21 protein-coding genes and 2 pseudogenes are annotated in these 23,196 nt (G+C 74.7%); 8 read left to right on the top strand and 15 right to left on the bottom strand.

The genetic code is table 11. The features are described 5' to 3' along the window. Position 1 precedes the first annotated feature (1 nt). Positions 2 to 2,071 (bottom strand): MDR family MFS transporter, encoded by a 2,070-nt coding sequence (locus PUR71_RS37500; protein WP_329931738.1) that lies wholly within the window; start codon positions 2,069 to 2,071, stop codon positions 2 to 4. A gap of 151 nt (positions 2,072 to 2,222) precedes the next feature. Between PUR71_RS37500 and PUR71_RS37495 the strand changes: the two genes are divergently transcribed. After that, complete coding sequence (locus PUR71_RS37495; protein ID WP_329931737.1) at positions 2,223 to 3,689, top strand: MFS transporter; 1,467 nt, start codon at positions 2,223 to 2,225, stop codon at positions 3,687 to 3,689. Between the two features lie 100 nt (positions 3,690 to 3,789). Here the strand turns inward: PUR71_RS37495 and PUR71_RS37490 are convergent, their stop codons facing one another. Together PUR71_RS37490 and PUR71_RS37485 are read right to left on the bottom strand one after the other, a co-directional pair. Beyond that, the gene (locus PUR71_RS37490; RefSeq protein WP_329931736.1) at positions 3,790 to 4,608 is read right to left on the bottom strand and encodes an ABC transporter permease; all 819 of its coding nucleotides are present in this window, start codon (positions 4,606 to 4,608) and stop codon (positions 3,790 to 3,792) included. Next, a complete protein-coding gene (locus PUR71_RS37485) occupies positions 4,605 to 5,516 on the bottom strand; it encodes an ABC transporter ATP-binding protein (RefSeq protein WP_329931735.1) in 912 nt (303 codons plus the stop codon). Before PUR71_RS37485 ends, PUR71_RS37490 begins: the two co-directional genes overlap by 4 nt. Positions 5,517 to 5,673: 157 nt before the next feature. Here PUR71_RS37485 and PUR71_RS37480 point away from each other — a divergent pair, with 157 nt between their 5' ends. Continuing rightward, positions 5,674 to 6,864, top strand: a complete 1,191-nt coding sequence (locus tag PUR71_RS37480; RefSeq protein ID WP_329931734.1) for a sensor histidine kinase — start codon at positions 5,674 to 5,676, stop codon at positions 6,862 to 6,864. Continuing rightward, the gene (locus PUR71_RS37475; RefSeq protein ID WP_329931733.1) at positions 6,861 to 7,559 is read left to right on the top strand and encodes a response regulator transcription factor; all 699 of its coding nucleotides are present in this window, start codon (positions 6,861 to 6,863) and stop codon (positions 7,557 to 7,559) included. Before PUR71_RS37480 ends, PUR71_RS37475 begins: the two co-directional genes overlap by 4 nt. A gap of 185 nt (positions 7,560 to 7,744) precedes the next feature. Here the strand turns inward: PUR71_RS37475 and PUR71_RS37470 are convergent, their stop codons facing one another. The 5 genes from PUR71_RS37470 to PUR71_RS37450 form a co-directional block, all read right to left on the bottom strand. Further along, positions 7,745 to 8,497 (bottom strand): hypothetical protein, encoded by a 753-nt coding sequence (locus tag PUR71_RS37470; RefSeq protein WP_329931732.1) that lies wholly within the window; start codon positions 8,495 to 8,497, stop codon positions 7,745 to 7,747. A 105-nt stretch (positions 8,498 to 8,602) separates the two neighbouring features. Further along, entirely contained in the window at positions 8,603 to 9,292 is a 690-nt protein-coding gene (locus tag PUR71_RS37465) for a DUF6304 family protein (RefSeq protein ID WP_329931731.1), read from the bottom strand. Between the two features lie 176 nt (positions 9,293 to 9,468). Next, positions 9,469 to 10,491 (bottom strand): DUF1648 domain-containing protein, encoded by a 1,023-nt coding sequence (locus tag PUR71_RS37460; protein ID WP_329931730.1) that lies wholly within the window; start codon positions 10,489 to 10,491, stop codon positions 9,469 to 9,471. Continuing rightward, positions 10,488 to 10,835 carry a GntR family transcriptional regulator gene (locus PUR71_RS37455; RefSeq protein WP_329931729.1) on the bottom strand — a complete coding sequence of 116 codons (348 nt, stop codon included), beginning with the start codon at positions 10,833 to 10,835 and terminating at the stop codon, positions 10,488 to 10,490. The genes PUR71_RS37460 and PUR71_RS37455 overlap by 4 nt, the downstream gene beginning before the upstream one ends. 31 nt (positions 10,836 to 10,866) lie before the next feature. Then, complete coding sequence (locus PUR71_RS37450; protein ID WP_329931728.1) at positions 10,867 to 12,315, bottom strand: cytosine permease; 1,449 nt, start codon at positions 12,313 to 12,315, stop codon at positions 10,867 to 10,869. A 366-nt stretch (positions 12,316 to 12,681) separates the two neighbouring features. Here PUR71_RS37450 and PUR71_RS37445 point away from each other — a divergent pair, with 366 nt between their 5' ends. The 3 genes from PUR71_RS37445 to PUR71_RS37435 all read left to right on the top strand — a co-directional run bounded on the left by PUR71_RS37445 (position 12,682) and on the right by PUR71_RS37435 (position 15,454). After that, on the top strand, positions 12,682 to 13,236 hold the full coding sequence (locus PUR71_RS37445; protein WP_329931727.1) for a universal stress protein: 555 nt from the start codon (positions 12,682 to 12,684) through the stop codon (positions 13,234 to 13,236). Between the two features lie 6 nt (positions 13,237 to 13,242). Next, a complete protein-coding gene (locus tag PUR71_RS37440) occupies positions 13,243 to 13,647 on the top strand; it encodes a hypothetical protein (protein ID WP_329931726.1) in 405 nt (134 codons plus the stop codon). Between the two features lie 391 nt (positions 13,648 to 14,038). Further along, entirely contained in the window at positions 14,039 to 15,454 is a 1,416-nt protein-coding gene (locus tag PUR71_RS37435) for a hypothetical protein (RefSeq protein ID WP_329931725.1), read from the top strand. A gap of 18 nt (positions 15,455 to 15,472) precedes the next feature. Here the strand turns inward: PUR71_RS37435 and PUR71_RS37430 are convergent, their stop codons facing one another. Further along, positions 15,473 to 17,158, bottom strand: coding sequence for an alkaline phosphatase family protein (locus PUR71_RS37430; RefSeq protein ID WP_329931724.1), 1,686 nt, complete (start codon positions 17,156 to 17,158; stop codon positions 15,473 to 15,475). Positions 17,159 to 17,216: 58 nt separating this feature from the next. Next, complete coding sequence (locus PUR71_RS37425; protein ID WP_329931723.1) at positions 17,217 to 18,233, bottom strand: S1C family serine protease; 1,017 nt, start codon at positions 18,231 to 18,233, stop codon at positions 17,217 to 17,219. A 188-nt stretch (positions 18,234 to 18,421) separates the two neighbouring features. On the opposite strand from PUR71_RS37425, the gene PUR71_RS37420 reads away from it, so the two are divergent. Further along, the gene (locus PUR71_RS37420; RefSeq protein ID WP_329931722.1) at positions 18,422 to 19,357 is read left to right on the top strand and encodes a Clp protease N-terminal domain-containing protein; all 936 of its coding nucleotides are present in this window, start codon (positions 18,422 to 18,424) and stop codon (positions 19,355 to 19,357) included. A 26-nt stretch (positions 19,358 to 19,383) separates the two neighbouring features. Continuing rightward, the gene (locus PUR71_RS37415) at positions 19,384 to 20,079 is read left to right on the top strand and encodes a GOLPH3/VPS74 family protein (RefSeq protein WP_329931721.1); all 696 of its coding nucleotides are present in this window, start codon (positions 19,384 to 19,386) and stop codon (positions 20,077 to 20,079) included. A 22-nt stretch (positions 20,080 to 20,101) separates the two neighbouring features. Here the strand turns inward: PUR71_RS37415 and PUR71_RS37410 are convergent. From PUR71_RS37410 to PUR71_RS37390, 5 genes and pseudogenes are all read right to left on the bottom strand, one after another. Beyond that, positions 20,102 to 20,258 (bottom strand): annotated as a pseudogene (locus tag PUR71_RS37410) (SDR family oxidoreductase); the annotation flags it as partial. Positions 20,259 to 20,370: 112 nt separating this feature from the next. Beyond that, positions 20,371 to 20,787 (bottom strand): DUF3592 domain-containing protein, encoded by a 417-nt coding sequence (locus PUR71_RS37405; RefSeq protein WP_329931720.1) that lies wholly within the window; start codon positions 20,785 to 20,787, stop codon positions 20,371 to 20,373. 101 nt (positions 20,788 to 20,888) lie between these two features. After that, complete coding sequence (locus PUR71_RS37400) at positions 20,889 to 21,089, bottom strand: DUF397 domain-containing protein (RefSeq protein WP_329931719.1); 201 nt, start codon at positions 21,087 to 21,089, stop codon at positions 20,889 to 20,891. Continuing rightward, positions 21,086 to 21,463 (bottom strand): annotated as a pseudogene (locus PUR71_RS37395) (Scr1 family TA system antitoxin-like transcriptional regulator); the annotation flags it as partial. The gene PUR71_RS37400 and the pseudogene PUR71_RS37395, both read right to left, overlap by 4 nt. A 478-nt stretch (positions 21,464 to 21,941) precedes the next feature. Continuing rightward, positions 21,942 to 23,189, bottom strand: a complete 1,248-nt coding sequence (locus tag PUR71_RS37390; RefSeq protein WP_329931718.1) for an NAD(P)/FAD-dependent oxidoreductase — start codon at positions 23,187 to 23,189, stop codon at positions 21,942 to 21,944. Between the last annotated feature and the right edge of the window lie 7 nt (positions 23,190 to 23,196).

The following is a 23,196-nucleotide window of genomic DNA, read 5'->3' as shown; positions in this document are numbered from 1 at the left end:
CCTACTCCGCCGGCACGGTCGCCTTCGGGCGGGCGTGCGCCGGGAGGCCGTTGGTGAGGTCCTCGACGAGCAGGCGCCAGGCGATGGTGTCGGCGGCGGTGCGCAGCTGCGGGCTGCGGGGGCGGCCGGCGTCGGCGTCGAGGCGGGCGTTGAGCCAGTCGGACCAGGCGCGGGCGAGGGCGGTGATCTGCTGCCGGCCCGCGTCGGTGGGGGTGAGGCGGTCGCCGGCGCGGGTGAGGTAGCCCTCGTCCGTCATGCGGTCGAAGACCGGTTCCAGGACCTCGGGCGGGACGCGCTTGCGGGTGGCGATGAGGTCGAGGGAGGCCCGGCCGACGGCCTTGGTGTGGCCGGCGACCTCCATGAGGGCCCACGCGCCGGCGAGGTCGACGCGGGTGTCGGCGGTGGAGACGATCGAGCGGACGGCGTCGAGGTCGACCCCGCGCACGATCCTGCAGACCGCGTACTCCAGGTGCGGGTCGGCATCGCTGGTGGTCGGCTGGGCGAAGCCCTCGCCGATGTCGGTGGAGCCGGCTCGCGCGGTGTCGCGCAGCCTGACCTGTTTGAGGAACAGTGCGACGACGAAGCCGATCACCGCGACCGGGATGGTCCACAGGTAGACGGTGTGCAGGGCGTCGGAGTACGCCTGGACGATCGGCGCGGCCTGGTCGGCGGGCAGCGCGTGCAGGCTCTGCGGGCTCTCGGCGGCCCTGGCGAGCACGGCCGGGCTCGCGCCGGTCAGGCGGGCGGAGGCGGCGATGCCGTCGGCGAGTTCGGTCGTGAGGCTGTTGGCGTAGATGGTGCCGAAGACGGCGGTGCCGAAGGCGCTGCCGATGGTGCGGAAGAACGTGACGCCGGAGGTGGAGGTGCCGAGGTCGGCGTAGTCGACGGTGTTCTGCACCGCGATGGTGAGCACCTGCATGCTGAGCCCGATGCCGACGCCGAGGACGAACATGTACAGCGAGGCGAGCGCGGTGCCGGTCCCGGGTTCGAGCAGCGAGAGCAGGTAGAGGCCGAGGGCCATGACGAGCGTGCCGGCGATGGGGAACAGCCGGTACTGGCCGGTCTTGCTGACGACGTTGCCGCTGGCGATGGAGGCGAGCAGCAGGCCGATGACCATGGGGAGCATGCGGACGCCGGAGACGGTGGCGGAGTCGCCGTCGACGTACTGGAGGTAGGTCGGCAGGAAGGTCAGCGCGCCGAGCATGGCGAAGCCGACGATGAAGCTGAGCACCGAGCAGACGGCGAACACCGGGTTGCGGAACAGTCGCATGGGCAGCATCGGTTGGGCCGCGCGCGTCTCGGCCCAGCAGAACAGGCCGAGGGCGACGGCGCCGCCCGCGAAGAGCCCGGTGATCGTCGCCGAGCCCCACGCGTACTGGTTGCCGCCCCAGCTGGTGGCCAGGATCAGCGCGCCGGCCCCGACGGTGACCAGCGCGATGCCGAGGTAGTCGACGACCGGCCGGACGGCGGCCCGCACCGAGGGGATGGTCCGGGCCGCCGCGACGACCACGAGGACGGCGATCGGCACGTTGACGTAGAACGCCCAGCGCCAGGAGAGGTGGTCGGTGAACAGCCCGCCGAGCAGCGGGCCGATGACCGTCGCGACGCCGAACACCGCGCCGATCGCGCCCTGGTACTTGCCGCGCTCGCGCAGCGGGATGACGTCGGCGATCAGCGCCATCGCGGTGACCATCAGACCGCCCGCACCGATGCCCTGGAGGGCGCGCCAGGCGATCAGCAGCGTCATGTCGGTCGCCAGGCCGCAGAAGAACGAGCCGGTGACGAAGACGATCGCGGACACCTGGAAGAGCAGCTTGCGCCCGTACAGGTCGCCGAACTTGCCGGCCAGCACGGTGGCGACGGTCTCGGCGAGCAGGTAGGAGGTGACCACCCAGGACATGTGGGCGGCGCCGCCCAGGTCCGCGACGATGGTGGGCAGCGCGGTGCCGACGATGGTCTGGTCGAGGGCGGCCAGCAGCATGCCGAGCACGACGGTGGCGAAGACGACGTTGCGCTGCCGGACGTCCAGCACGGGCGGGGCGGACGGCGTGGTCCCGGTGTCGACGGTCATGCGCCCAGCCTCGCCGGGGCCGCGGGACCGCCGCGCGGCGGTTCGGCCGTCCGGGTGAGCGCGGTGGCCTCCGCTGGCCCCCGCGGTCGGGCGGGGCGAGGATGGGGCCCCACGACGGTGCCGGGCGTCCGGACGTCCGGAAGAGGCTCCGATGACCCCCGATCCCGTGAGCGGCACCGAGCAGTCCCCGCTCGGCCCGGACGTCGACGAGGGGCGGGCCAGGACCCGGCGCTGGCGGGCGCTCGCGGTGTGCCTGGTGGCCGGGTTCATGACGCTGCTGGACGTCAGCATCGTGAACGTCGCCCTGCCGACCGTCCGCACCGGGCTGCACATGTCGGAGAGCGGCCTGCAGTGGGTGCTGAGCGGGTACGCGCTGGCGTTCGGGCTGGTGCTCGTCCCGGCCGGGCGGCTGGGGGACGCGCGCAGCCGGCGGGCGGTGTTCCTGACCGGGCTCGCGCTGTTCACGCTGGCCAGCGCGCTCGCGGGGGCGGCGCAGGGGCAGACCTGGCTGGTGCTGGCCCGGCTGTTCCAGGGCGCGGCGGGCGGGGTGCTGGTGCCGCAGGTGTCCGGGTTCATCCAGACGCTGTTCCAGGGGGCCGAGCGGGGACGGGCGTTCGGCGCGCTGGGATCGACGATCGGGGTGTCCACGGCGGTCGGCCCGCTGCTGGGTGGGCTGCTCATCCACCTGTTCGGGCCGCAGGACGGCTGGCGGTGGGTGTTCCTGGTCAACCTGCCGATCGGGATCGCGGCGCTGCCGGTCGCCTACCACCTGCTGCCGCCGCCCCCGCCACCGGCGGAGCGGGCGGGGCACCGGGACTTCGATCCGCTCGGGGTGGTGCTGCTCGGCACCGGGACGGTGGCGCTGCTGCTGCCGTTCGTCCAGGAGCAGCAGTGGCACGGCCCGGCGCGGTGGCTGATGGTGCCGGTGGCGGTGCTGCTGCTCGGCGCGTTCGTCGGGTGGGAGCGGCACTACGCGCGGCGGCGGGAGCCGCTCGTGAACATGGCGCTGTTCGCGGTGCGCCCGTACGCGGCGGGGGTGGCGCTGTCGCTGGTGTACTTCGCGGGGTTCACGGCGATCTTCTTCATCTTCACGCTGTACCTCCAGACGGGGCTGCACTACTCGGCGCTCGCGGCGGGTCTGTCGATCACGCCGTTCGCGGTGGGCTCGGCGTTCGGGGCGGCGTTCGGCGGGCGGGTGGTGACGCGGCTGGGGCGGCGGCTGGTGGTGTTCGGGCTGGTGCTGGTGCTCGTCGGGCTGGGGGCGTCGATCCTGGTGGTGCGGCTGGGGCCGGGGACGTGGGCGGGCTGGGCGACGGCGCTGCCGCTGCTGGTCGCGGGGACGGGCAGTGGGCTGGTGATCTCGCCGAACCAGACGCTGACGCTCTCGCGGGTGCCGCCGGCCCGGGCGGGCAGCGCCGGCGGGGTGCTGCAGACGGCGCAGCGCGTCGGCTCGGCGGTGGGGATCGCGATCGTCGGCTCGGTCTTCTTCGCCCACGCCCGCGGGCGGCACCCGGACTGGGCGGTCGCCTTCGAGCTGGGGGCGACGGTCGCGGCGGGGCTGGTGCTGATGGCGCTGGTGGTGTCGGTGGTGGACGTGGTGGCGAGCCGACGGGAGTGACGAGCGGGGCCCGCACCCCCGTGACGGGCCCCGCCGTGTCGTGTGACGCGCCCGTCAGCCGTCCCGGCGCACGGCCCGCCGGCGGTCCCGGCGCACGCCGTCAGTGGTCCCGGCGCCGGATCGTGAGCGTGGCGATCACCACCGCCGCGACGGACCACGCCGCGAACGTGATCCAGCCGCTCGCGACCGTGGCCGGGTACGGCGACACCCGCTGGTGCGTCAGGTCCACCTGGGCCAGACGGCGCCACGCGGTGAACGGCAGGGCGTGCGCGACGTCGGCGGACCAGTGGTAGGTGTCGGTGAAGAGCGACGGCACGAAGAACAGCACCAGGATCGTGCTCACGACGCTCGCCGCCGTGTGCCGGATCAGCACCCCCAGGCAGAGGCCGACGAGCGCGCAGACCGGCGCGAACAGCGCGGCCGCCGCGACGAACCGGAACGCGCCCGCGTCGGTGATCGGCAGCCCGAGGCCCCGGCCGCCGACGATCGCCTGAGCGACGCCGAAGGCGGTGCCCGAGACGGCGGCGCCCCAGCCGAGCATCACGCCGGTCAGCACGGCCACCTTGGCGAGCAGCAGCGCCCGCCGGTCGGGCACGGCCGCGAGGCTCGCCCGGATGAGGCCGCTGGCGTACTCGCTGACGACGACGAACGCGCCGAGCCCGCCCGCCACCAGCATCACGGTGTCGGCGCCGACGGCGCTGAACGCCGAGTCGAGCGCGGCCTGGGAGTTGCCGTCCGTCGGGCCGGGGTCGAAGTGGTCGTACGTGTAGGTGGCGTTCTTGACGGCGGCGAGGACGACCACGGCGGCGCCGAGCACCAGGACGAACGGGGTCGAGCGCAACGACCAGAACTTGATCCACTCGGCGGCGAGGAGGTCGCGGAAGCGGGCGCGGGGCGCGGAAACGGCAAGGGTGCTCATCGGGACTCTCCGGCGATGTGTTCGACGCTGTCGGCGGTCAGTTCCATGAACGCCTCCTCCAGGGAGGCGCCACAGGTGGTCAGGGCGTGCAGCAACAGGCGGTGTTCCAGGGCGAGTTCGCCGATCCGCGGCGCGGACAGGCCGGTGACGGCGAGGGCGCCCTCCGGGGCCGGCCGGACGGTGGCGCCGGCGGCCGTCAACACCCCGGCCAGGCGGGCCGGTTCGGCCGCGACGACGCTCACGCTCGACCGGCCGGCCCGGGCGGAGAACTCCGTCAGGCCCTCGTCGGCGATCAGCCTGCCCCGGCCGATCACGACCAGCCGGTCGGCGGTGTGTTCCATCTCGCTCATCAGGTGGCTGGAGACGAAGACCGTCCGCCCCTCGGCCGCCAGGCGGCGGAACAGGCCGCGCACCCACAGGACGCCCTCCGGGTCGAGCCCGTTGAGCGGCTCGTCGAACAGCAGCACCGGCGGGTCGCCGAGCAGGGCGCCCGCGATGCCAAGCCGCTGGCGCATGCCGAGCGAGTACCCGCCGATCCGGCGGCGCGCGGCGCCGGCCAGGCCGACCTCGGCGAGCAGGTCGTCGACCCGGCCGAGCGGGATCGCGTTGCTGCGCGCCAGCGCCCGCAGGTGCGCCCGGCCGGTCCGCCCGCCGTGGACGTCGGCGGCGTCGAGCAGCGCGCCGACGTGGCGCAGGCCGCGTTCGCGGGTCCGGAAGGGGCGGCCGTCGACGGTCGCGGTGCCGGAGGTCGGCTCGTTGAGGCCGAGGACCATCCGCAGGGTGGTGGACTTCCCGGCGCCGTTGGGGCCGAGGAAGCCGGTGACGTGCCCGGGGCGGACGGTGAAGGTGAGGCGCTCGACGGCGGTCCGGCGGCCGTAGCGCTTGGTCAGCTCGGTGACTTCGATCATGGGAACCACCGTGCCGGGCAGGCCCGGGCCGCCGCATCGGACCGGCGCTGACACCCGGTGGCCGGCGCCGTCACCCCTGGTCGGACGGGCCGTCACCCGCGGTCGTACAACCACGGTCCGATGCGGCGGGCAGCGGTCAGCCGATACGATCACCGCCGTGATCACGACGCCGACCCCGCCGCTGTTCCGGCGCGTCCCGCCCGAGGTCTGGGTCGGGCTCGCCTGGTGCGCGGCCGCCGCCTACCCCGCCGTCGTACTCGGCGGCACCGCCCGGGAGCACAGCGGTGCCGCCGCGCACGGCGGCCTGGCGTTCACCCTGCTCGACACCGCCGTCGCCTTCGTCGGCGCCGCCCTGGTGCGCCGCCTGCCGGTGCTCTCCGTCGCGTTGCTGCTGATCGCCACCTGGACGGAGACCGACGGCTGGGCCGCCAACACCCAGGTGCCGCCGGCCTCGCTGCTCGCCGTCGACGCCGCCCTGTGCCTGATCACCGCCCATGCGCCGCGCCGCACCTCCCGGTGGGCGTTCGCCCTGGTCATGACGTTCCTCGTGCTGCACATCGGCCTCGTGCACGGCAACACCGTCGGCATCTTCACCGGCACCCACATCGGCTCCGCCGACGGCGCCGCGCTGCTCGCGCTCGTCGCCTGGCTGGCCGGGCGCTCGGTGCGGCAGAACCGCGAGCACGCCCGGGCGCTGAGCACCCGGGCCGCCGCCCAGGCCGTCACCGACGAACGCCTGCGGATCGCCCGCGAGATGCACGACACCGTCGCCCACAGCATCGGCATCGTCGCCCTCCAGGCCGGCGCCGCCCGCCGGGTCATCGACACCCGGCCCGAGCGGGCCAAGGAGGCGCTCGGCGCGATCGAGGCCGCCGGGCGGGAGACGCTCGCCGGGCTGCGCCGGATGCTCGTCGCGCTGCGCCAGGCCGAGGGGGAGGCGTCGGCCACCGTGCCGCAGGGCCTGGCCGACCTCGACCGGCTGGCCGCCGCGACCACCGCTGCGGGCGTCGCGGTGGAGGTCCGACGACTCGGCGAACAGGCCGAGCTGTCGGCCGAGTTGGACCTCGCGGCCTTCCGCGTCATCCAGGAGTCCGTCACCAACGTGGTGCGCCACGCGGGCGCGAGCTCCTGCCGGGTCGCCGTCGACCGCACGAAGGAGGACGAGGTGTCCGTCGAGATCACCGATCGGGGCCGGGGCCACGGCACCGCCCCGGGCAGCGGCTTCGGCCTGGCCGGGCTGCGCGAGCGGGTCACCCTGCTGGGCGGCGAGTTCAGCGCCGGGCCGCGCCCCGGCGGCGGGTTCCGGGTCGCGGCCCGGCTGCCCCTGCGCGCGGAGGCGGCCCGGTGAGCGCGGCTGTGGACCACGGGGTGGTGCGCGTCGTGCTGGCCGACGACCAGCCGCTGGTGCGCGCCGCGCTGGAGATGGTGATCGCGGAGACGGACGACGTCGAGGTGGTCGGCGAGGCCGGCACCGGCGCCGACGCCGTCCGGCTGGCCGCCGAACTGCGGCCGGACGTCGTCGTGATGGACATCCGGATGCCCGGCACGGACGGCATCGAGGCCACCCGCCTGGTCACCGCCGCCGGCGGGCCGACCCGGGTCGTCGTCCTCACCACCTTCGACGACGACGACCACGTGTACGCGGCACTGCGCGCGGGGGCGTCCGGGTTCCTGGTCAAGGACATGGCGCTGGACGACATCCTCGCCGCCGTGCGGGTGGTCGCGGCGGGGGAGGCGCTCATCGCGCCGAGCGTCACCCGTCGCCTGATCTCCGCGTTCGCGGCGCAGGGCCCGGCCCCGACGCCGGCGCCGGAACACCCGCGCCTCGCCGTCATCACCGACCGCGAGCGCGAGATCCTCACCCTCGTCGGCCGGGGCCTGTCCAACGGCGAGATCGCCGCCGAACTCGTGCTCAGCACCGCCACCGTCAAGACCTACATGACCCGGCTGCTCGCCAAGCTCGACGCCCGCGACCGGGTGCAGTTGGTGATCCTCGCCTACGAGGCGGGCCTGGTGTCCCACTCGGGAGGGATCAGCGCTTGACCGCCACCCCCGCGTACATCGCGATGGGTCGGTGGACCTGCGCGCCCGTGCTCGCCATGCTCGCCCTCCCGTCGCTGCGGAACCCGCCAGGGGAACCGGACCGGCCGCCACGGTGGCGCGCCATGGTGCGCATGGTGACGGCCGTCCGGATCGACGATATGACGAACCTTCGGGAGCTGGTGGTGCTACTGCGGAGCCGGCTCCACGGCGGGTGCCACGGTGGTGCCCCGGCCGGAGAGGCCGGTGGCGGCGGCGAGTTCGACCGCAGCGCCCGTCCAGGCCGCGCCGAAGGCCCAGGTGGCGAGCCATTCGCACAGGTAGACCGGGCGGATCGGCCAGTCCGCGCCGAGGTGGGTGAGTGCGGCGACGGCGGCGAGCAGGAGCAGCGCGGGGATGACCACGCCGGCCGCCAGGTAGCCGCGGGCGACCCACGGCTTGCGCTCGTACCGCGGGTCGCGGAACGAGTAGACGGAGAACAGCGCCAGGACGGTGTAGAGCAGCGTGGCGAGGACGAGGTGGACGGCCCCGACCGTGTTCTGGAACGCCGTCGGGTTCGGTGGTGAGGTCGGGCAGAGCGCGACGCCGATCGCGCACGCGCCGGCCGCCGTGCTCCACCGGTCGTCGCGGCGGTCGAAGCGGTAGCAGACGAGGAACACCCCGAGGGCGCACAGGCTCCCGACGAAGACGTTCCGGGTGCTGGAGTAGTAGGCGCCGCTCATCGACGCGGGCCAGTAGCCGTTCGTGCTCAGGCCGCGGAGTTCGGCGAACAGCCAGTTGCCCAGCGGCAGGGCGATCGGCAGCAGGATGCCGATCAGCCCGACGCCGAGGCGCAGGAAGGTGACGGTCCGTGCGTCCTGGGACCCGGGCGGGTCGGTCGGACCGGACGGCTCGGACGGAGCGGGTGAGGGACGGGTGACGGCACGCCAGTGGGGGATCATGGACGCCTCCTTGAGGCTCGGCGCTGCCTGTGTTGTACCCGCCCCGCCGCACGACCGCACACCACTGGAACGAGTGGTTTGCGCTGCGTGTGCCGCCTTTTGCGCTTATCCCCGGTATCCGGTGCCGGGTCGCCGGGGTTCGAACTCGGCGCAGTGGAAGGTCTCCTGGGCGAAGCCGGTGCGGCGGTCCCAGAGGTGGAAGATGTCGGCCTTGCCGGTGACGCTGCGGTAGGCGTCCTTGGCGTCGCGGAAGCACGCCATCGAGCCGATGAAGCCGGAGCCGGCCGGGGAGTAGTCGGAGAACGCGCAGGCGATGCAGGCCGCGAGGCCGGTGCCGGGCGGGAGCTGGCGCTGGAGGTCGAGGAGGGCGTCCTCCATGTCCTCCCAGGGGCCGCCGGAGGTGACGGTACCGGCGTCGCCGGGGAGGTCGAGTTCGAGGGTGACGTGCAGGGCGTCGAGGCTGCCGTCGGGGTTGGCGTCGCCGAGGACGAGCCGGGCCCGCAGGAGGCCCGGCCGCGGGCCGGCGCCGGGGCCGGTGACCTGGAGCGGGGAGCTCCACTCGATCGTGCAGGAGCACAGTTGGTCGAGCCGGGTCAGGTCGGGCGGGAGGGCGTCCTCGTCGAGCCGGCCGACGAGTTCGAGGGAGTCGAGGCTGTCGCCCTCGTACCGGTTGCCCCGCAGGAGCAGGGAGAAGGTCTGCCCGTCGTTGACCAGGACGGTGTCCGCGCGGCCCCAGCGGTCGGTGACGACGGCGGGCAGGCTCAGCGGCGGCTCGTATCTCAACTCGCTCGGCATGGTGGAATTATGAGGTGCCGGACGGGGTGCCAGCCATCGTTTCGAAGGACTTCGAAGGGCTGTGCGGGACTTCGGCCTGGTGTAGCGCGCGTCGCGCCGGGCTCCGGGACGAACTCGGCTTCGTGGAGCCTGTCGTGGAGCCCGGCGCGACGGCGCCACCGGGGGCCGGGGCCAGGTCAGGCGGCCGGTGTAGCGGCCCCGGCGGCGAGGGAGTTGAGCAGGGCGGCCCCGCGGTCGGCGTCGTCGACGCTGACGGCGAACCGCTGGCCCTGGCGGCTCTCGACGACCAGGCACTCGCCGCCGCGGAGCATCACGGTGGTGCCGAGGCCGTTGACCCGGTATCCCCAGCCGCCGGCCTGGGCGGCGGTGCGCCGCTCGGCGCGGGCGGCGCCGATGTCCGCGGGGGACCAGTGCCGCTTGGGCCAGCCGAACGGGCCGAAACCGACGTCCAGGCCCTTCGCGGTGACCCTCGCCTGCACGGAGGAGCAGGCGAGGGTGGTCAGCGCGAGGATCGCGAGCGTGGTGGTCAGCGGCCAGTGCCCGGAGGTCAGGCCGGTGGCGCCGGCCAGGGCGGTGCCAGCCGCGCCGAGGCCGAGGAGGGCGGCGGCGAGCTGCATCCAGACGTTGGAGGTGCGGGACAGCCAGACCACCCGCTCACCGGCCGGGAGGGTCATGACCGGGCCGCGCGGGCCGGTGGGAGCGGTGCCGGCAGCGGCGGTGCCGGTGCCGGGCGTGCGGGTCGCGAGCCAGGTGAGCAGGCCGGCGGCGCCCGTCGCCAGGACGATGAGGATCACCCAGGCGTCCATCGAGGCGGCGTCCTGCCAGCGCGCGCGGTCGAGGTTGGCGTGCACGATCGACGCCTGCGCGCCGCTCAGCAGCACCCCGCCGGACGCCAGGACCGCCCCGGGCGCGCCCGGCGCCTGGCGGCCCCGGAAGCGGCGGACGGCGGCGGCGAGCGCCACCAGGCCCAGCCAGATGACGGCCGGGAACAGCGCCGCGGCGGTCAGCGACATCGAGCCGTCGGGCCGGCTGCCGCCCCAGTGCGTGGCCACCGGGTCCGGCAGCCGGTCGCGCGCCGCCAGCGGGAGCGCGACGAGCAGCGCGAGCACGCCGGCCGCGAAGGCCCCGGCCGCCCACGGCCCTCCCCGGCCGGGCCGGCGCTGCGTCGCGGCGGGTACTACAGGCTCCGAGTCCTTCACGGCATCCCCCTGATGAGATCCACGAGATCGTTCCTGCTGTAGCCGGACCGGGCCGCGTCCGCGATCAACTCCCGTACGCGGTCGACCAGTTCGGCGCGCGATCCGGCATCGGCGGCGATCGTGATGCCGCGGCCGCGGCGGAACTCCAGCACGCCCTCGTCGCGCAGGGCGCGCAGCCCGCGCAGGACGGTGTTGGTGTTGACGCCGAGGGCCCGGGCGAGCTCCCGGGCGGGCGGCAGCTTGTCGCCGGGGGCGCATTCGCCCTCGGCGACGGCACGACGGATCGCGCCCGCCACCTGCTCGTGCAGGGGGCGGGCGTCGCCGATGTCCAGCTTCAGCAACATGGTGCTAGTGACGATAGCACCATGAGTGGTTTCAGTGGGCCTTCTCGGGTACCGTCGCCGGGGCCGGCTCCGGCCTGGGCAGCGCCGGCGCCCGGCCGCGAGCCCCGCGCGAGAGCAGCACGTAGAGAGCGGCCGCGAGGGCGCCCGACAGCACGAAGCTCAGGTCGATCCCGTCGGTCAGCGACAGCAGCGGTCCACGGTAGGCCGGGGTGTCCACCGCGCCCAGGCCGAGCGCGCCACCCGCCGCCCAGGCCACCGTCGCCGGGACGTTCCACCCCGCCCGGTACCAGTAGATGCCGCCGCGGGTGCGCTGGTTGAGCACCTGGAGCGAGTGCCGGTCGTAGTCGCCGCGGAAGCGCCGGTGCCCGATCAGCGTGATGACCGCCCACGGCGTCCCGATCGCGGTCAGCACCAGCACGAAGGAGGTGACGGCGTCCTGCGCGTTCCACACGAAGTGGCCGAGGAACACCAGTACGGTCGCGAGCGCCGCCACGACGTAGGTGGCCTGGAGGCGGGTGGCGCGGGGCAGGATCGCGTCCAGGTCCAGGCCCATGCTGTACAGCATCAGACCGGTGTTGCCCGCGCTGCCCAGCAGCCCGTTGATCAGCAGCGGCAGCAGGAACCAGGCCGGGGCGCCGGCGATCAGCCCGTGCACGTAGTCGTCGCCCGCGCCGGTCGCGACGGCGGTGAAGGTGCCGAACACCTGGGGGATCAGCAGGCCCAGGAACAGGCCCAGGCAGGTCGACCACAGCACCGTGCGCGGTGCGTGCCGGGCGGGGGAGACGTACCGGGTGTAGTCGCCCAGCAGGGTGATGAACGCGATCGGCCCGCTCAGCCCGGCCGCGACCACCGCCAGCAGCCAGGTCGGCCAGAACCCGCCCAGCAGGTAGGCGCCGTGCGCCGAGCCGTCGAAGTGCGGCGCGAACGCGAACAGCCCGGCCGCCAGCAGGGCGCCCATCGCCCACATCAGCAGCCGCTCCAGCGTCAGCAGCAGCCGGTAGCCGAACACGGCCGCGGTCGCGCTCAGCACCGCCAGCACGCTGTACGTCGCCACGTACGCGACGCCGTCCGTCGGCAGCCCCAGCATCCGGTTGAGCGCCCCGACCACCACGTCGCCGCCCACCCACAGCGCGAGCGCGGTGTACCCGAGCGACAGCAGCAGGCCGACCACCGAACCGATCAGCCGCCCCCGCACGCCGAAGAACGCGCCCGAACTGGTCGACAGGTTCGTCGCGGTGCGCAGCGACACCAGCGCGAGCGGCGCGGTCAGCACGATCCCCGCGACGGTGCCGAGCACCAGCGCGCTCAGACTCGCCCAGAACGAGAGCCCGAACGAGACCGGCAGCCACCCGAAGACGACGACGCCGAACGCGAGGTTCGAACCGACGAGGATGCTGACCACGTCCCGGGGAGTGCTGGTGCGCTCGGCGTCCGGGATGGTGTCCACCCCGTACTGCTCGATGTGGGTGCTCTGCGGCATGAGGGAAGCCTTCTGGTGCAGGAACCCGCCCGGAACGGTCACTGCGGACGGCCACACAATCGTTGGCCACGCGCCGCCGCCGCAGTAGGGGCGATCCGGACGAACCGCTGCCTCCGGATGCCGGACGCGCCTTGGTGCTTGCCACAAAGCCGCAGGTCACGGCCGCCGCCCCGGCCCCCGCGTAAGGAACGCGCTCGGAACGCCGCCCCGGACGTCAAGGAAGCGCCAAGAAACGCCGCCCGTGGTCCTCCCGGCGATTGGCTGGAGTCGAACGCGGCACCCCGCCGAACGGCGGCCCGCGCACGGCACCCCGCGCACGGCGGCCCGCGCACGGCACCCCGCGCACGACGACCCGAGGACGACACCATGCACGGCAACCGGCGGTACGACGACTGCGGCACCACCCGGGTGGTGGTCGGCGTCAGCGGCTCCCTGGGCAGCCTCGCGGCACTGCACCGCGCCGCCGCCGAAGCCCGCCGCGGCGGCGCCGCGCTGGTGCCGGTCCTCGCCTGGGAGCCCCCGGGCGGCGAGCTCGGCTACCGCCGCTCGCCCTGCCCGCCGCTGCTCACCGCCGCCCGCGACGCCGCCGACCAGCGGCTGCGCGACGCCCTCGACGCGGCCTTCGCCGCCGCCGACCCGGGCGTGCCGGTGTACCCGGTCGTCGTCCGCGGCGAGACCGGCCCCGCGCTCGTCCACATCGCCGACCGGCCCGACGACCTCCTCGTCCTCGGACACGGCGGCAGCCTGCTGCGCCGCGGCTTCCGCCGCGCCGTCGCAGCCCGCTGCCGGCGCGAGGCGGTCTGCCCGGTGCTGACCGTCCCGGCCCCGCCGCTCCAGCGCGAGCTGGAGGCCCTGCACCGGCGCACGCTGTGGCACCTTCCGATCGGCCACGCCCCCGAACTCGCCGGCACGAAGGGGTAGCCGCCCGTGCGGATGTACTCGGCGCGCCCCGGCGGGCAGCGCTACCGCCCGGTCGTGGACCGGCTCGCGGTGGCGGTGTCCGGCACCGTCGCGCTCGTCGCCGGGGGCGTGCTGGCGCTCGGCCTCGGCACACTGGGGGATCTGCACCCGGGCCGGCTCGCCCTCGCCGCCTACGCCGCGCTCAGCGGGCTGACGGGCGCGTTCTCCCGTCCGGTTGCGGCGCCGGTGATCGGGCTCTCGGCCTGGCTGTGCTGCAACGCGTTCGCCGAGCACCGGCACGCCGAGCTGGGCTGGTCCGGCCCGTGGCCGGAGGGTGGGCACCTCGCGCTGTTCACGGCCGCGGCGCTGCTGGCCGCGCTGCCGGCCACCGTGCCTCGGCGGACGGTCCGGGTGACGAGCGTGCGCGTCTGACGGCTTGGGCTTCCGGCCCGCCAAGGCCGCGTCAAGATCGGCGGGCGGTGCGTCAGGGAGTCGTCAGGAACGGTCGGCCGGGCGTTCGACACGCCTAGCGTGAGCTGCGCAGAACCGGTTCGGCGCCGGGCGGGCAAGGGCCCGTCGGCGAACCGCGCCGACCCCGGGTCCCGGCCGGTTCCTCCGGGAGCTCCGGCAGTCGGTGGAAGAGAGGTGAAGGGGGCGCGCGGCGATGCCCACAGGGACGTCGAGCGGTACGGACGTCGTTCGGACAGCGGGATCGCCCGGGGAGGCGAACCCCGCCACGGCCGCACCGCCCGCCGGGCCGCGCGCTCCCCGGCCCTGGAGACCAGGGGCGCTCCGGAGGCGATCCGCCCACCGCCGGTGGTCCGTGCTCCGGACGTGGTCGACACCCGGGACGTGGTCCACACCCCGCCTGGTCCGCGTCCTCACCGGCACCTGCCTCGCCGCCCTCGCCCTCTCCGGCGTCGTCACCGCCACCGTCCTCGGCGGCGCCCGCGACGGCACCGACGTCATCGGGCACAAGGCCGCCCCGCAGGTCATCCGCTCCGCCGACCTCTACTTCGCGCTCAACGACATGGACGCGCAGGCCGCCGACCTCCTCCTCTACGGCGCCGACCCGGACTTCGCCAAGGCCCGCCGCGAGAGCCTCGACACCTACGACCGGCGCCGCGACCAGGCCGCCACCGACCTCCAGCAGGTCGCCGAGGCCACGGCAGACGATCCCGCCGGGCGCGCGGCCGTCCAGACCGTCATCGACGAACTCGGCCGCTACCAGGCCCTCGTGGCCCAGGCCCAGCTCCTCGACGACCAGGCCCGCGCCGCCGCGGGACGCCCGCCCGCCGACGCCCTCGCCGCGTACCGCTCCGCGACCGACCTGCTGCGCCGGCGCCTCCTGCCCGCCGCCGACAGCGTCACCGCCGCCAACGCGGGCACCGTGGAACGCCGGTTCGCCGCAGAGCACGGCGACCTCGGCGGCGGCCGCTGGTGGATCGTCGCCGCCGGGGTGCTCGCCCTCGGGTCCCTCGCCGGGCTGCAGAGGCTGCTCGCCGTCCGGTACCGGCGCGTGCTCAACGTGCCGCTCGCCGCCGCCACCCTCCTCGCCCTCGGCGGGCTCGTGGGCGGGGTCGCCCTGGTGAACCGGGCCGCCGACCACCTCGTCGTCGCCAAGCACGACGCCTTCGACTCGGTCGTCGCGCTCAGCCGCGCCCGCGCGACGGCCTACGACCTCAACGCCGACGAGAGCCGCTTCCTCAGCGACCCGGGCCGGGCGGCCGCCTACGAGCAGTCGTACTTCGACAAGACCCAGTCCTTCGCCCGCGTCGGCGGCACCACCCTGGCCGGTTACCCCGCCGCCCTCGCCCCGCTCGCCGACCACCACCGGGCCGACCACACGACGATCGGCTTCGGCGGGTTCCTCGGCGACGAGCTGCACAACATCACCTTCGCCGGCGAACAGGACGCCGCCGAGCGGGTGCTGGCGGCCTTCGAGGACTACCAGCGCGACGACCACAAGATCCGCGACCTCAACGCGGCCGGTCGGCTCAAGGAGGCGATCGCCTTCGACACCGGCACCGCCGCCGGCGAGTCCAACGCCGACTTCGCCCGCCTGGCCACCGCCCTCGACGACGTCGAGGCGATCAACCGGAGCGCCATGGAGCGGGCCGTCGCGGCGACGGACGGCGACCTCGACGCGGTGACGGCCGCCCTCGGCGCCGCCGTGTCGGCGGTGGCGCTGGCCCTCGTCGTCGCGGGCGTCCGTCCGCGCCTGCGCGAGTACGCCTGAGCCCGGTTCCGAAGCCCGTCAGCCCCGCGGCGGGCGGGCGATGCGCAGCCCGGCCCGGCCCAACTGCCAGGTGATGTCCGCGAGGTAGCGCTCGGCGTCGGCGACCGTCCCGATCCCGGCGGCCCGCCGCCGGATCCGGTCGTGCTCCTCCGGGTGCAGGCGCGCCTCCTGGATCGCGGCCGTCTCGACGAACCCGCGCAGCGTCGCCGTGACGGGCCGGCCGGTATCGGCCGGTCCGGCGGCCTCGGCCTTCCAGGTCACGCCCGACTCGGCCGGGTCGGGCAGGGTGGTGGGCGCGTCGCGCGGGGCGTCGGCGCAGAGCAGGTGGAGGAAGTCGTTGGCCTGGGCGTCGCGGTCGGTGAGCGGGGCCAGTCCGAACAGCCGCTCCACGGTGGCGAGGAGCGACCCGTGGTCGTACTGGGTGTGGTCGATCAGGTTGCAGTTCTGCCCGGCCGGTCCGGCCGGAGCGGCGGCCGGGACCCACGGGGAGACGACGACGGCGGGCACCCGGACGCCGAGCCGGTCGAAGCGGAAGCCGTGCGCGCTGTGCTCCGGGTCGGTGCGGTCACCCGGCGGGACGGCGGCGGGCGGCGGCACGTGGTCGTAGAAGCCGCCGTGCTCGTCGTAGGTGATGACGAGCACGCTGGAATCCCAGAGCGGCGAGCGCCGGAGCGCCTCGTAGACGTCCTTGATCAGGGCCTCGCCGTCGGTCACGTCGTCCAGCGGGTGCTGGCTGTTGCCGCAACGGAAGTCGCCGCCGTGGGTGAGGACGTGCCCGTAGTCGGGCTCGATGAAGGTGTAGACGGCCGTGTACGCGGGATCCTGGAGGTGCTCGGCGAGGTCGTCGAGGTGGTGGTAGTGCTCGAGGGTCGCCGGCAGGTCCATCCCGGCCAGCGCGCTGACCTGGGGGAGCGCGTCGCCGGCGTAGACCCGCCACGGCAGGCCCTTGCGGTCCAGGGCCTCGTAGAGCGTCCCGTGCTCGAACGTGTAGCCGCTCAGCCGCGACCGGACGGTGTCGACCGGGTCGGGGCTGTGGTCGAGGCCGGCCGAGCTCGCCGCGTGCAGGAAGAAGCGGTTGGGCCAGGTCGGGCCGGGCAGGGCGGAGAACCAGCGGTCGCAGACGGCGAACTCGCGGGCCAGGGTGCTGAGGACGGGGAGCTGCTCGGCGGTGAAGCAGGCCAGGACGGCGCCGGGGTCGGCGAGGGCCTCGGCGTCCTTCTTCACCGTCGCCTCGTTGACGTAGTTGTCGACGAAGCCGCCGAGGGTGATCGGCGGGTAGTCGCCGTCGTAGGCGCACCGGTCGTCGTGCGGGCGGCCGGTGATGGCGGTCGAGGCGAGCTGGAGCAGGACGTCGCAGAACTCGTGCGGCGGGTCGACGGGCAGCGCGAAGGGCGCGCCGATCCGCACGGGGTACTCGGTGCCCGCGTGGTGGTTGCTCGCACGGGTGTCCGGGCCGTCGACGGTGGTCGGCGCGCCCGTCACCGCGTCGGTGCCGGTGCCGTGGCGGAGGACGCCGTCGGTCACGGTGCCCGTCGACACCCCCAGCATGTGGTCGAAGGAGCGGTTCTCCAGGACGAGGACGAAGACGTGCCGGATCCGGCCCTGGGGTGCCGGCGCCCGGCCGGCCCGCAGCCCGGCGAGCCAGGCGTGCCACTCCTCGCGCTCATGGGTGATCGCCTGCCGGATGCGTTCGATGGGCTCCATGGGTTCACCCCAGCACTGCTGGTGACGGGCCGTCAAAGTCCCACGCCGGACCGTTCGGTCAGTCGTCGGCGCGGAGTTCCGTGGGCGTGGCGATGACGTCCACGAGGGCGTCGCCGCGCAGGACGGTGAGGGGCAGGGGCCGGCCGATGGCGTCGGCGAGCATGAGGCGCTGCAGGGACTGGGCGGCGCTCATCGGCTCGCCGGCCGCGGTGAGGAGGAGGTCGCCCTGACGAAGGCCCGCCCGGGCGGCGGGGGCGTGGGGGACGACCTCGACGATCCGCAGCCCCGCCCGCTGGCCGGTGCGTTCGCGCAGGGCGGGCGGCAGGGGCGCGGGGACGCCCGCCAGGCCGAGGTAGGCGCGGCGGATGCGGCCCTCGACGAGGAGGCTGGCGATGATCTGCCGGCTCGTCGCGTTGATCGGGACGGCGAGGCCGAGGCCGTTGCCCGCGACGGCCGTGGTGATGCCCACCACCTCGCCGTTCGCCGTGGTGAGCGCGCCGCCGGAGTTGCCGGGGTTGAGGGCGGCGTCGGTCTGGATGACGTCGTCGATGACGCGCGCGGCGCTCCCGGCGCGGGCGGGCAGCGAGCGGCCGAGCGCGCTGACGACGCCCGCCGTGACGGTGCCCGCCAGTCCGAGCGGATTGCCGACGGCGACGACCAGCTGGCCGACGCGCAGCGCGGTGGCGTCGCCGAGCCGCACCGGCGGCGGGGTGGCGCCGTCGGCGCGCAGGACGGCGAGGTCGGAGAGGGGGTCGGTGCCGATGGTGTGGAAGGGGGCGGTGGTGCCGTCGCCGAACGCGAGCGTGCCGGCGTCGGCGTGGCCGACGACATGCGCGTTCGTGAGCAGGAAGCCGTCCTCGGTGAAGACCACGGCGGAGCCGAGCGCTGTGGAGAACCAGCCGCCCCGGCCGCGCCGGGGCACCTGGAGGGCAGCCACCCGGGGCGTCACGGCGGCGGCCACCGAGGTCACGATCCGCGAGTACGCGTCCAGTGCCTCCGCGGCGCCCCCGTCGCCCCCGGTGCCCTCGCTGCCCCCGTCGGCGGCGCGGCCCGGTCCGGGAACGGTGTCGGCCACGGTGTCGCCCCTTCGTGAGTGAGCGTTCTCCCCGGTGCCAACAACGCGGAGCCGCCCGGGCTTCCGGCCCGGAAGCGCGGACCTCCGGCCTGCGGCCCCGGACTTCTTGACGCGTTCCCTACGCCGAATTCGGCAAAGTGAAGGCAAAATCGACGCATGGTCGCGGTCAACACCTGGGGAGGGTCGGCATGGAGACGACGCTGGAGCCGGACCGGCGGGCGCTGGACGTCCTGGACGCCGCGCGGCAGGTCAGCGGAGGGCGGCTGGGCACCGAGCACCTGCTCGCCGCCGTAGCCGCCACCGGCGGCGCCGCCGCCCGCGCCCTCACCGCCGCCGGCGCGCCCGCGCCCGCCCTGCACGCCGCCCTGCGCGAGCGCCGCCCCCAGTGGACGGCCGACGACGGCGGGCTCGCGGACGCCGCACGCCGGATCTCCACCGCCGCCGACCGGGCCCTCGCCACGGCGATGGACCACGCCCGCGACGACCACGCCCCGCGGTTCACCGCCGAACACGTCCTGCGCGCCGTCCTCGCGGACCCCGGCAACCGCGCCGTCGAACTGCTCGCCCGCTGCGGCGTCGCCCCCGCCGCCGTCCTCGCGCACCTCGACGCCCCGGCCGCCCGCGACGGCCTCCACCCGCTGCTGCGCCCCACCCGGGACGCCCTCCTCGCCCACCGCGCGGACCGGCAGCCGCGCTGGAAGCGGATGCTGACGCGTCAGGCCGCCGCCGGGGCCGCCCTGGCCGCCGTCCGGCGGGAGACCGATGCCCAGGCCGACCGTCTCGGCCGCCGCTCGCCCGGCACCGAGCACGTCCTGCTCGCCGTCCTCGCCCTGCACGAGGTCGCCCGCCACCAGCGGGAGTCCCGGGAGGGCGACGTGGAGGACGACGAGGGCTCCGCGCTCGCCGCCCGCCTCGGCCTCGACCACGCCCGCGCGCGCGCCGCCCTGGCCGACGGCCGGGTGCCACTGCCCGCCGACCCCCGCTCCGTCGAGGCCTACCTGGCCGGCGCCCACGACACCGACGGCCTGCTCCGGACGCTGCTGCGCGAGGACACCCGCGCCCGCCGCCTCGCCGAGACCCTGGGGGCCGACCCCACGGGCCTGCCGGGCCTGCTGGAACAATGATCACGAACGAGGAAAGGGGCGGGGACGTGCAGGTGACCATCGGCGAAGAACTGATGCTGCTCTCGCTGGACGACGAGTCCGGTGTCGCGAAGGAGGCGGCGAGCGCGGGTTGGGCCGTCGCGGGCGGCATCCTCGCGGACCTCGTGCTGGCCGGGCGCGTCACCGTCGACGACGGCCTGCTCGCCGTCGCCGACCGCACGCCCACCGGGGACCCGCTCCTTGACGGCCGCCTCGACCGGCTCGCCGAGTGGGCCGATCACAAGGCCGCGGGGAAGGCCGTGGGGAAGGCCAAGGCCTCGGAATGGCTCACCAAGGACCGCCCCACCGCCGTCCGCGACGCCGTCCAGCGCCTGTGCGAGCGCGGCCTGGTGACCGAGGAGCGGCACCGCGCCCTCGGCATCTTCCCGGTCCGCCGCTACCCGGAGGCCGACCCGACCGTCGAGCGCGAACTGCGCGGGCGCCTCGCCGCCGCCGTCCTGCGCGGCGAGGACCCGGACACCCGCACCGCCACGCTGATCGCCCTGGTCCACGCGACCAAGCTGCACCGCCTGGCCTTCCCCGACCTGCCCCGCAAGGAGGTCGAGCCGCGGTTCGAGGCGATCGCGGCCGGCGAATGGGCGAGCGGACCGGTCGGCGAGGCGATCCGGACCATGCAGGCCGCGATCGCGGCGATCACCGTCGTCACCGCCGCCACGGCCGCGACGACGGCGGTCATCACGTGATGGCGCGCTGCCCCGGACCCGACGGGCCCGGGGCAGCGTCTTTCACCGAGATCCCGCGCGCGGCGCATTCCTTGGGGCGCGGCCCGTGTGGAGTGCTCGTCCGGGGCCTTGGCGCCCGCGTAGGTCGAGTAGCCGTCGGTGAACGCGGCAAGCAGCGAGGTGACGATGGTGATGACCTCGCGCCGACACCCTGATCGCCCAGGCCTGCGGCTTCGCCGACCAGAGTCACCTCACCCGCACGATGCGCCGCCACCCGGTCACGACCCGGTCGGCGTTGCGGGCGAGCCGGTGCTAGAGCACCACGACCGCGAGGACGAGTGCGATCAGCACCATCGACAGCCCGAGCGCGATGAACCCGTACTCCAGTGGCCGCCGTTCGCGCCCCTCGACGAGCACCTGCCGGGGGTCGGCCGGGTCGTAGCGCAGCGCCACGTAGCCGCCGTCCGGCAGGGGGTGGCGCGGGGTGGACGGTACGGGGGAGAAGACCTCGACCACCCGGCCGTCCTCCGTCTCGAACTGCAGCAGCGGACGCGGCGGCGAGCCCCGGTCCTCCGGCGCCGGCACCCGCTCGCGCACCAGCGCCCGCACCGGCACCCCGACCCGCCGCAGCCGCCGCCCCTCCCGCAGCCCGACCACCCCGGCCAGGTACGCGACCACGCCGCCCAGCCCGCCGAACACCACCACGGCGAACCCGGCCGTCCCACCCACCACGCCTCCCAGCCCGCACCGCCGTCCCAGGACCTCCAGTATCACGGACCGGGTGTGAAGTGGACGCGGGCAGTGGGGTCCCGGGCAGTTCGCAGGGTGCGTCAGACGTCGCCGAACTCGCCGCCCCGGACGGCGGTGACGAACGAATTCCAGGCCTCCACGGGGAACGCGAGGGTCGGACCCTCGGGGTCCTTGGAGTCCCGAACGGGAACGGTGCGGACGGCGGTGACCGAGACCTCGATGCAGTTCCCGCCGTTGCTGCTGTATGAGGATTTGAACCACGCAGGGTCGGTGGCGGTCACGGCAGATCCTTCCTTAGCTGTCTGATCACGGCCACAGACTCAGCCTGTGAGAGTGCGAGGCCTTGAAGCTGATAGTAGGCCGTCAGCATCGGTAGTACTGCGCCACTGTCCCGCTCCAGGTGACATTGCTGGGCCGATTCGGCGTACGACATCAGCGAGCGGTCCGGAAGCGTGATGATGTTCACCGGGAGGTCGAACGCCCGATCTTCGCCTATGGCCAACGGGGCGATCTGGAACAGCGTGTGAGGCAACGCGGCAAAGGTGAGAAGCGCATCCAGTTGGTCGGCCATCACGCGCGCTCCGCCGACCGGGCGTTGGATGCAGCTCTCATCGAGGACTGCATGAACCAGTGGTGGAGGTTCCCGGCGCAGCTTCGCTTGTCGGCGCTACACGTCGCCCGGCGGCAGCGCCGAGGCGGACGAACTGCCCCACCTCGCCACCTTGAGACCGAAACCGGGCTCGTCCTTCCCCTGCGGACGGTCCTCACGGTCGACTACGTAAGCCGCCGCAACTATCCCGAGGGCCTCAACCTCGTGTACGCGGGCGGCGTCGTCACCCCGCGCCAGGCCAAGGCCGTGAACCTGCACCGCCCGCCCGCGGACATTCGGGCCCTGCACTGGGTGCCCTGCTACCTGCTCGACACCGTGATGCCGCCCGACCAGGCCTGCCGCGTCCACGATGCCCGGGACGCCTGGGAACACGGCGCCGGGCCGCCCTCTCCTCCTGCGCGGCGTCCCCGTCCCGGTCTGCTGACCCAAGGCCACCGGCAGACGGTCCGCCTCTGTGCAGCCCGCGTCCCTCAGACGTCAGGCTCCGGTCTGTGCCTCGCGGACCGGAGCCTGACGGCGGATATCACACCTCACCGAGGGGCGCTGCCGGGTCGGCGAGGCGGGCAGGGTCCACCGTCCGCTTGGAGCGGACGAGTTCGCGGATCGGGTCGGTGACGTCCCAGACGTTGACGTTCATGCCGGCGAGGACCCGGCCCTCGGAGAGCCAGAAGGCGATGAACTCGCGGGTGGCCGGGTCGCCGCGGAAGACGACGCGGTCGTAGGCGCCGGGGTCGACGTAGCCGACGTATTCCATGCCGAGGTCGTACTGGTCGGTGAAGAAGTACGGGACGCGGTCGTACACCGCGTCGTCCTCGCCGAGCATCGCGCGGGCGGCGGTCTGGGGCTGGTTGACGGCGTTGGCCCAGTGCTCGACGCGGATGTGGCGGTCGAACAGCGGGTGGTAGGCGTTGGCGACGTCGCCGGCGGCGTAGACGTCGGGGGCTGAGGTGCGCAGGTGCTCGTCGGTCTTGATGCCGTTGTCGGTCTCCAGGCCGGCGGCCTCGGCGAGGGCCGTGGCGGGGGCGATGCCGATGCCGACGATGACGACGTCGGCCGGGACGGTGGTGCCGTCGCCGAGGCGGACGCCCGTCACCGTGCCGCCGGCGCCGGTGAGTTCCTCGACGCGGACCCCGAAGCGCAGGTCGACGCCGTGGTCGCGGTGCAGGTCGGCGAAGACCTGGGCGACCTCGCGGCCGAGCACGCGCAGCAGCGGGAGCTCGGCGGCCTCCAGCACGGTGACCTCGGCGCCCGCCTCCCGGGCCGCGGCGGCCGTTTCGAGACCGATCCAGCCGGCGCCGATCACCGCGACCCGGGCGCCGGGGCGCAGCGCCGCCTTGATGCGGTCGCTGTCCTCGACGCGGCGCAGGTAGAGCACGCCGTCCTGGTCGGCGCCGGGCACCGGCAGGCGGCGCGGCACCGAGCCGGTGGTGAGCAGGAGCTTGGCGTACTCGATCCGCCCGTCGTCGGCGAGGGTGACGGTGTGCGCGGCGGGGTCGATCGCGGCGACGGAGGTGCCGAGGCGCAGCGTGACGTCGTTCTCGGCGTACCACTGCGGCGGGTGGACGTAGATCTTGTCGCGGGGGGTCTTGCCGAGCAGGTAGCCCTTGGACAGCGGCGGCCGCTCGTACGGGCGCTCGTGCTCCTCGCCGATCAGGACGATGCCGCCCCGGTGCCCGGCCTCGCGCAGCGCCTGTGCGGCCTTGGCCCCGCCGAGCGACGCCCCGACGATGACGATCGGCCGCTCACGTCCGCTGTCGTCCGCGGTTCCCATGCTGAAC

The organism is Streptomyces sp. SP17BM10 (genome assembly GCF_036322405.1).
Classification (GTDB): Bacteria; Actinomycetota; Actinomycetes; order Streptomycetales; family Streptomycetaceae; genus Kitasatospora.
Note: the sequence above shows the minus strand (reverse complement) of the source record. Positions and strands in the feature narration are given on the sequence as shown.

What these genes read in the sequence shown, in the direction of transcription:
- PUR71_RS37500 (WP_329931738.1), bottom strand. Translation starts at nt 2,071, where the DNA reads ATGACCGTCGACACCGGGACCACGCCGTCCGCCCCGCCCGTGCTGGAC.
- PUR71_RS37495 (WP_329931737.1), top strand. Translation starts at nt 2,223, where the DNA reads ATGACCCCCGATCCCGTGAGCGGCACCGAGCAGTCCCCGCTCGGCCCG.
- PUR71_RS37490 (WP_329931736.1), bottom strand. Translation starts at nt 4,608, where the DNA reads ATGAGCACCCTTGCCGTTTCCGCGCCCCGCGCCCGCTTCCGCGACCTC.
- PUR71_RS37485 (WP_329931735.1), bottom strand. Translation starts at nt 5,516, where the DNA reads ATGATCGAAGTCACCGAGCTGACCAAGCGCTACGGCCGCCGGACCGCC.
- PUR71_RS37470 (WP_329931732.1), bottom strand. Translation starts at nt 8,497, where the DNA reads ATGATCCCCCACTGGCGTGCCGTCACCCGTCCCTCACCCGCTCCGTCC.
- PUR71_RS37465 (WP_329931731.1), bottom strand. Translation starts at nt 9,292, where the DNA reads ATGCCGAGCGAGTTGAGATACGAGCCGCCGCTGAGCCTGCCCGCCGTC.
- PUR71_RS37455 (WP_329931729.1), bottom strand. Translation starts at nt 10,835, where the DNA reads ATGTTGCTGAAGCTGGACATCGGCGACGCCCGCCCCCTGCACGAGCAG.
- PUR71_RS37450 (WP_329931728.1), bottom strand. Translation starts at nt 12,315, where the DNA reads ATGCCGCAGAGCACCCACATCGAGCAGTACGGGGTGGACACCATCCCG.
- PUR71_RS37445 (WP_329931727.1), top strand. Translation starts at nt 12,682, where the DNA reads ATGCACGGCAACCGGCGGTACGACGACTGCGGCACCACCCGGGTGGTG.
- PUR71_RS37430 (WP_329931724.1), bottom strand. Translation starts at nt 17,158, where the DNA reads ATGGAGCCCATCGAACGCATCCGGCAGGCGATCACCCATGAGCGCGAG.
- PUR71_RS37420 (WP_329931722.1), top strand. Translation starts at nt 18,422, where the DNA reads ATGGAGACGACGCTGGAGCCGGACCGGCGGGCGCTGGACGTCCTGGAC.
- PUR71_RS37390 (WP_329931718.1), bottom strand. Translation starts at nt 23,189, where the DNA reads ATGGGAACCGCGGACGACAGCGGACGTGAGCGGCCGATCGTCATCGTC.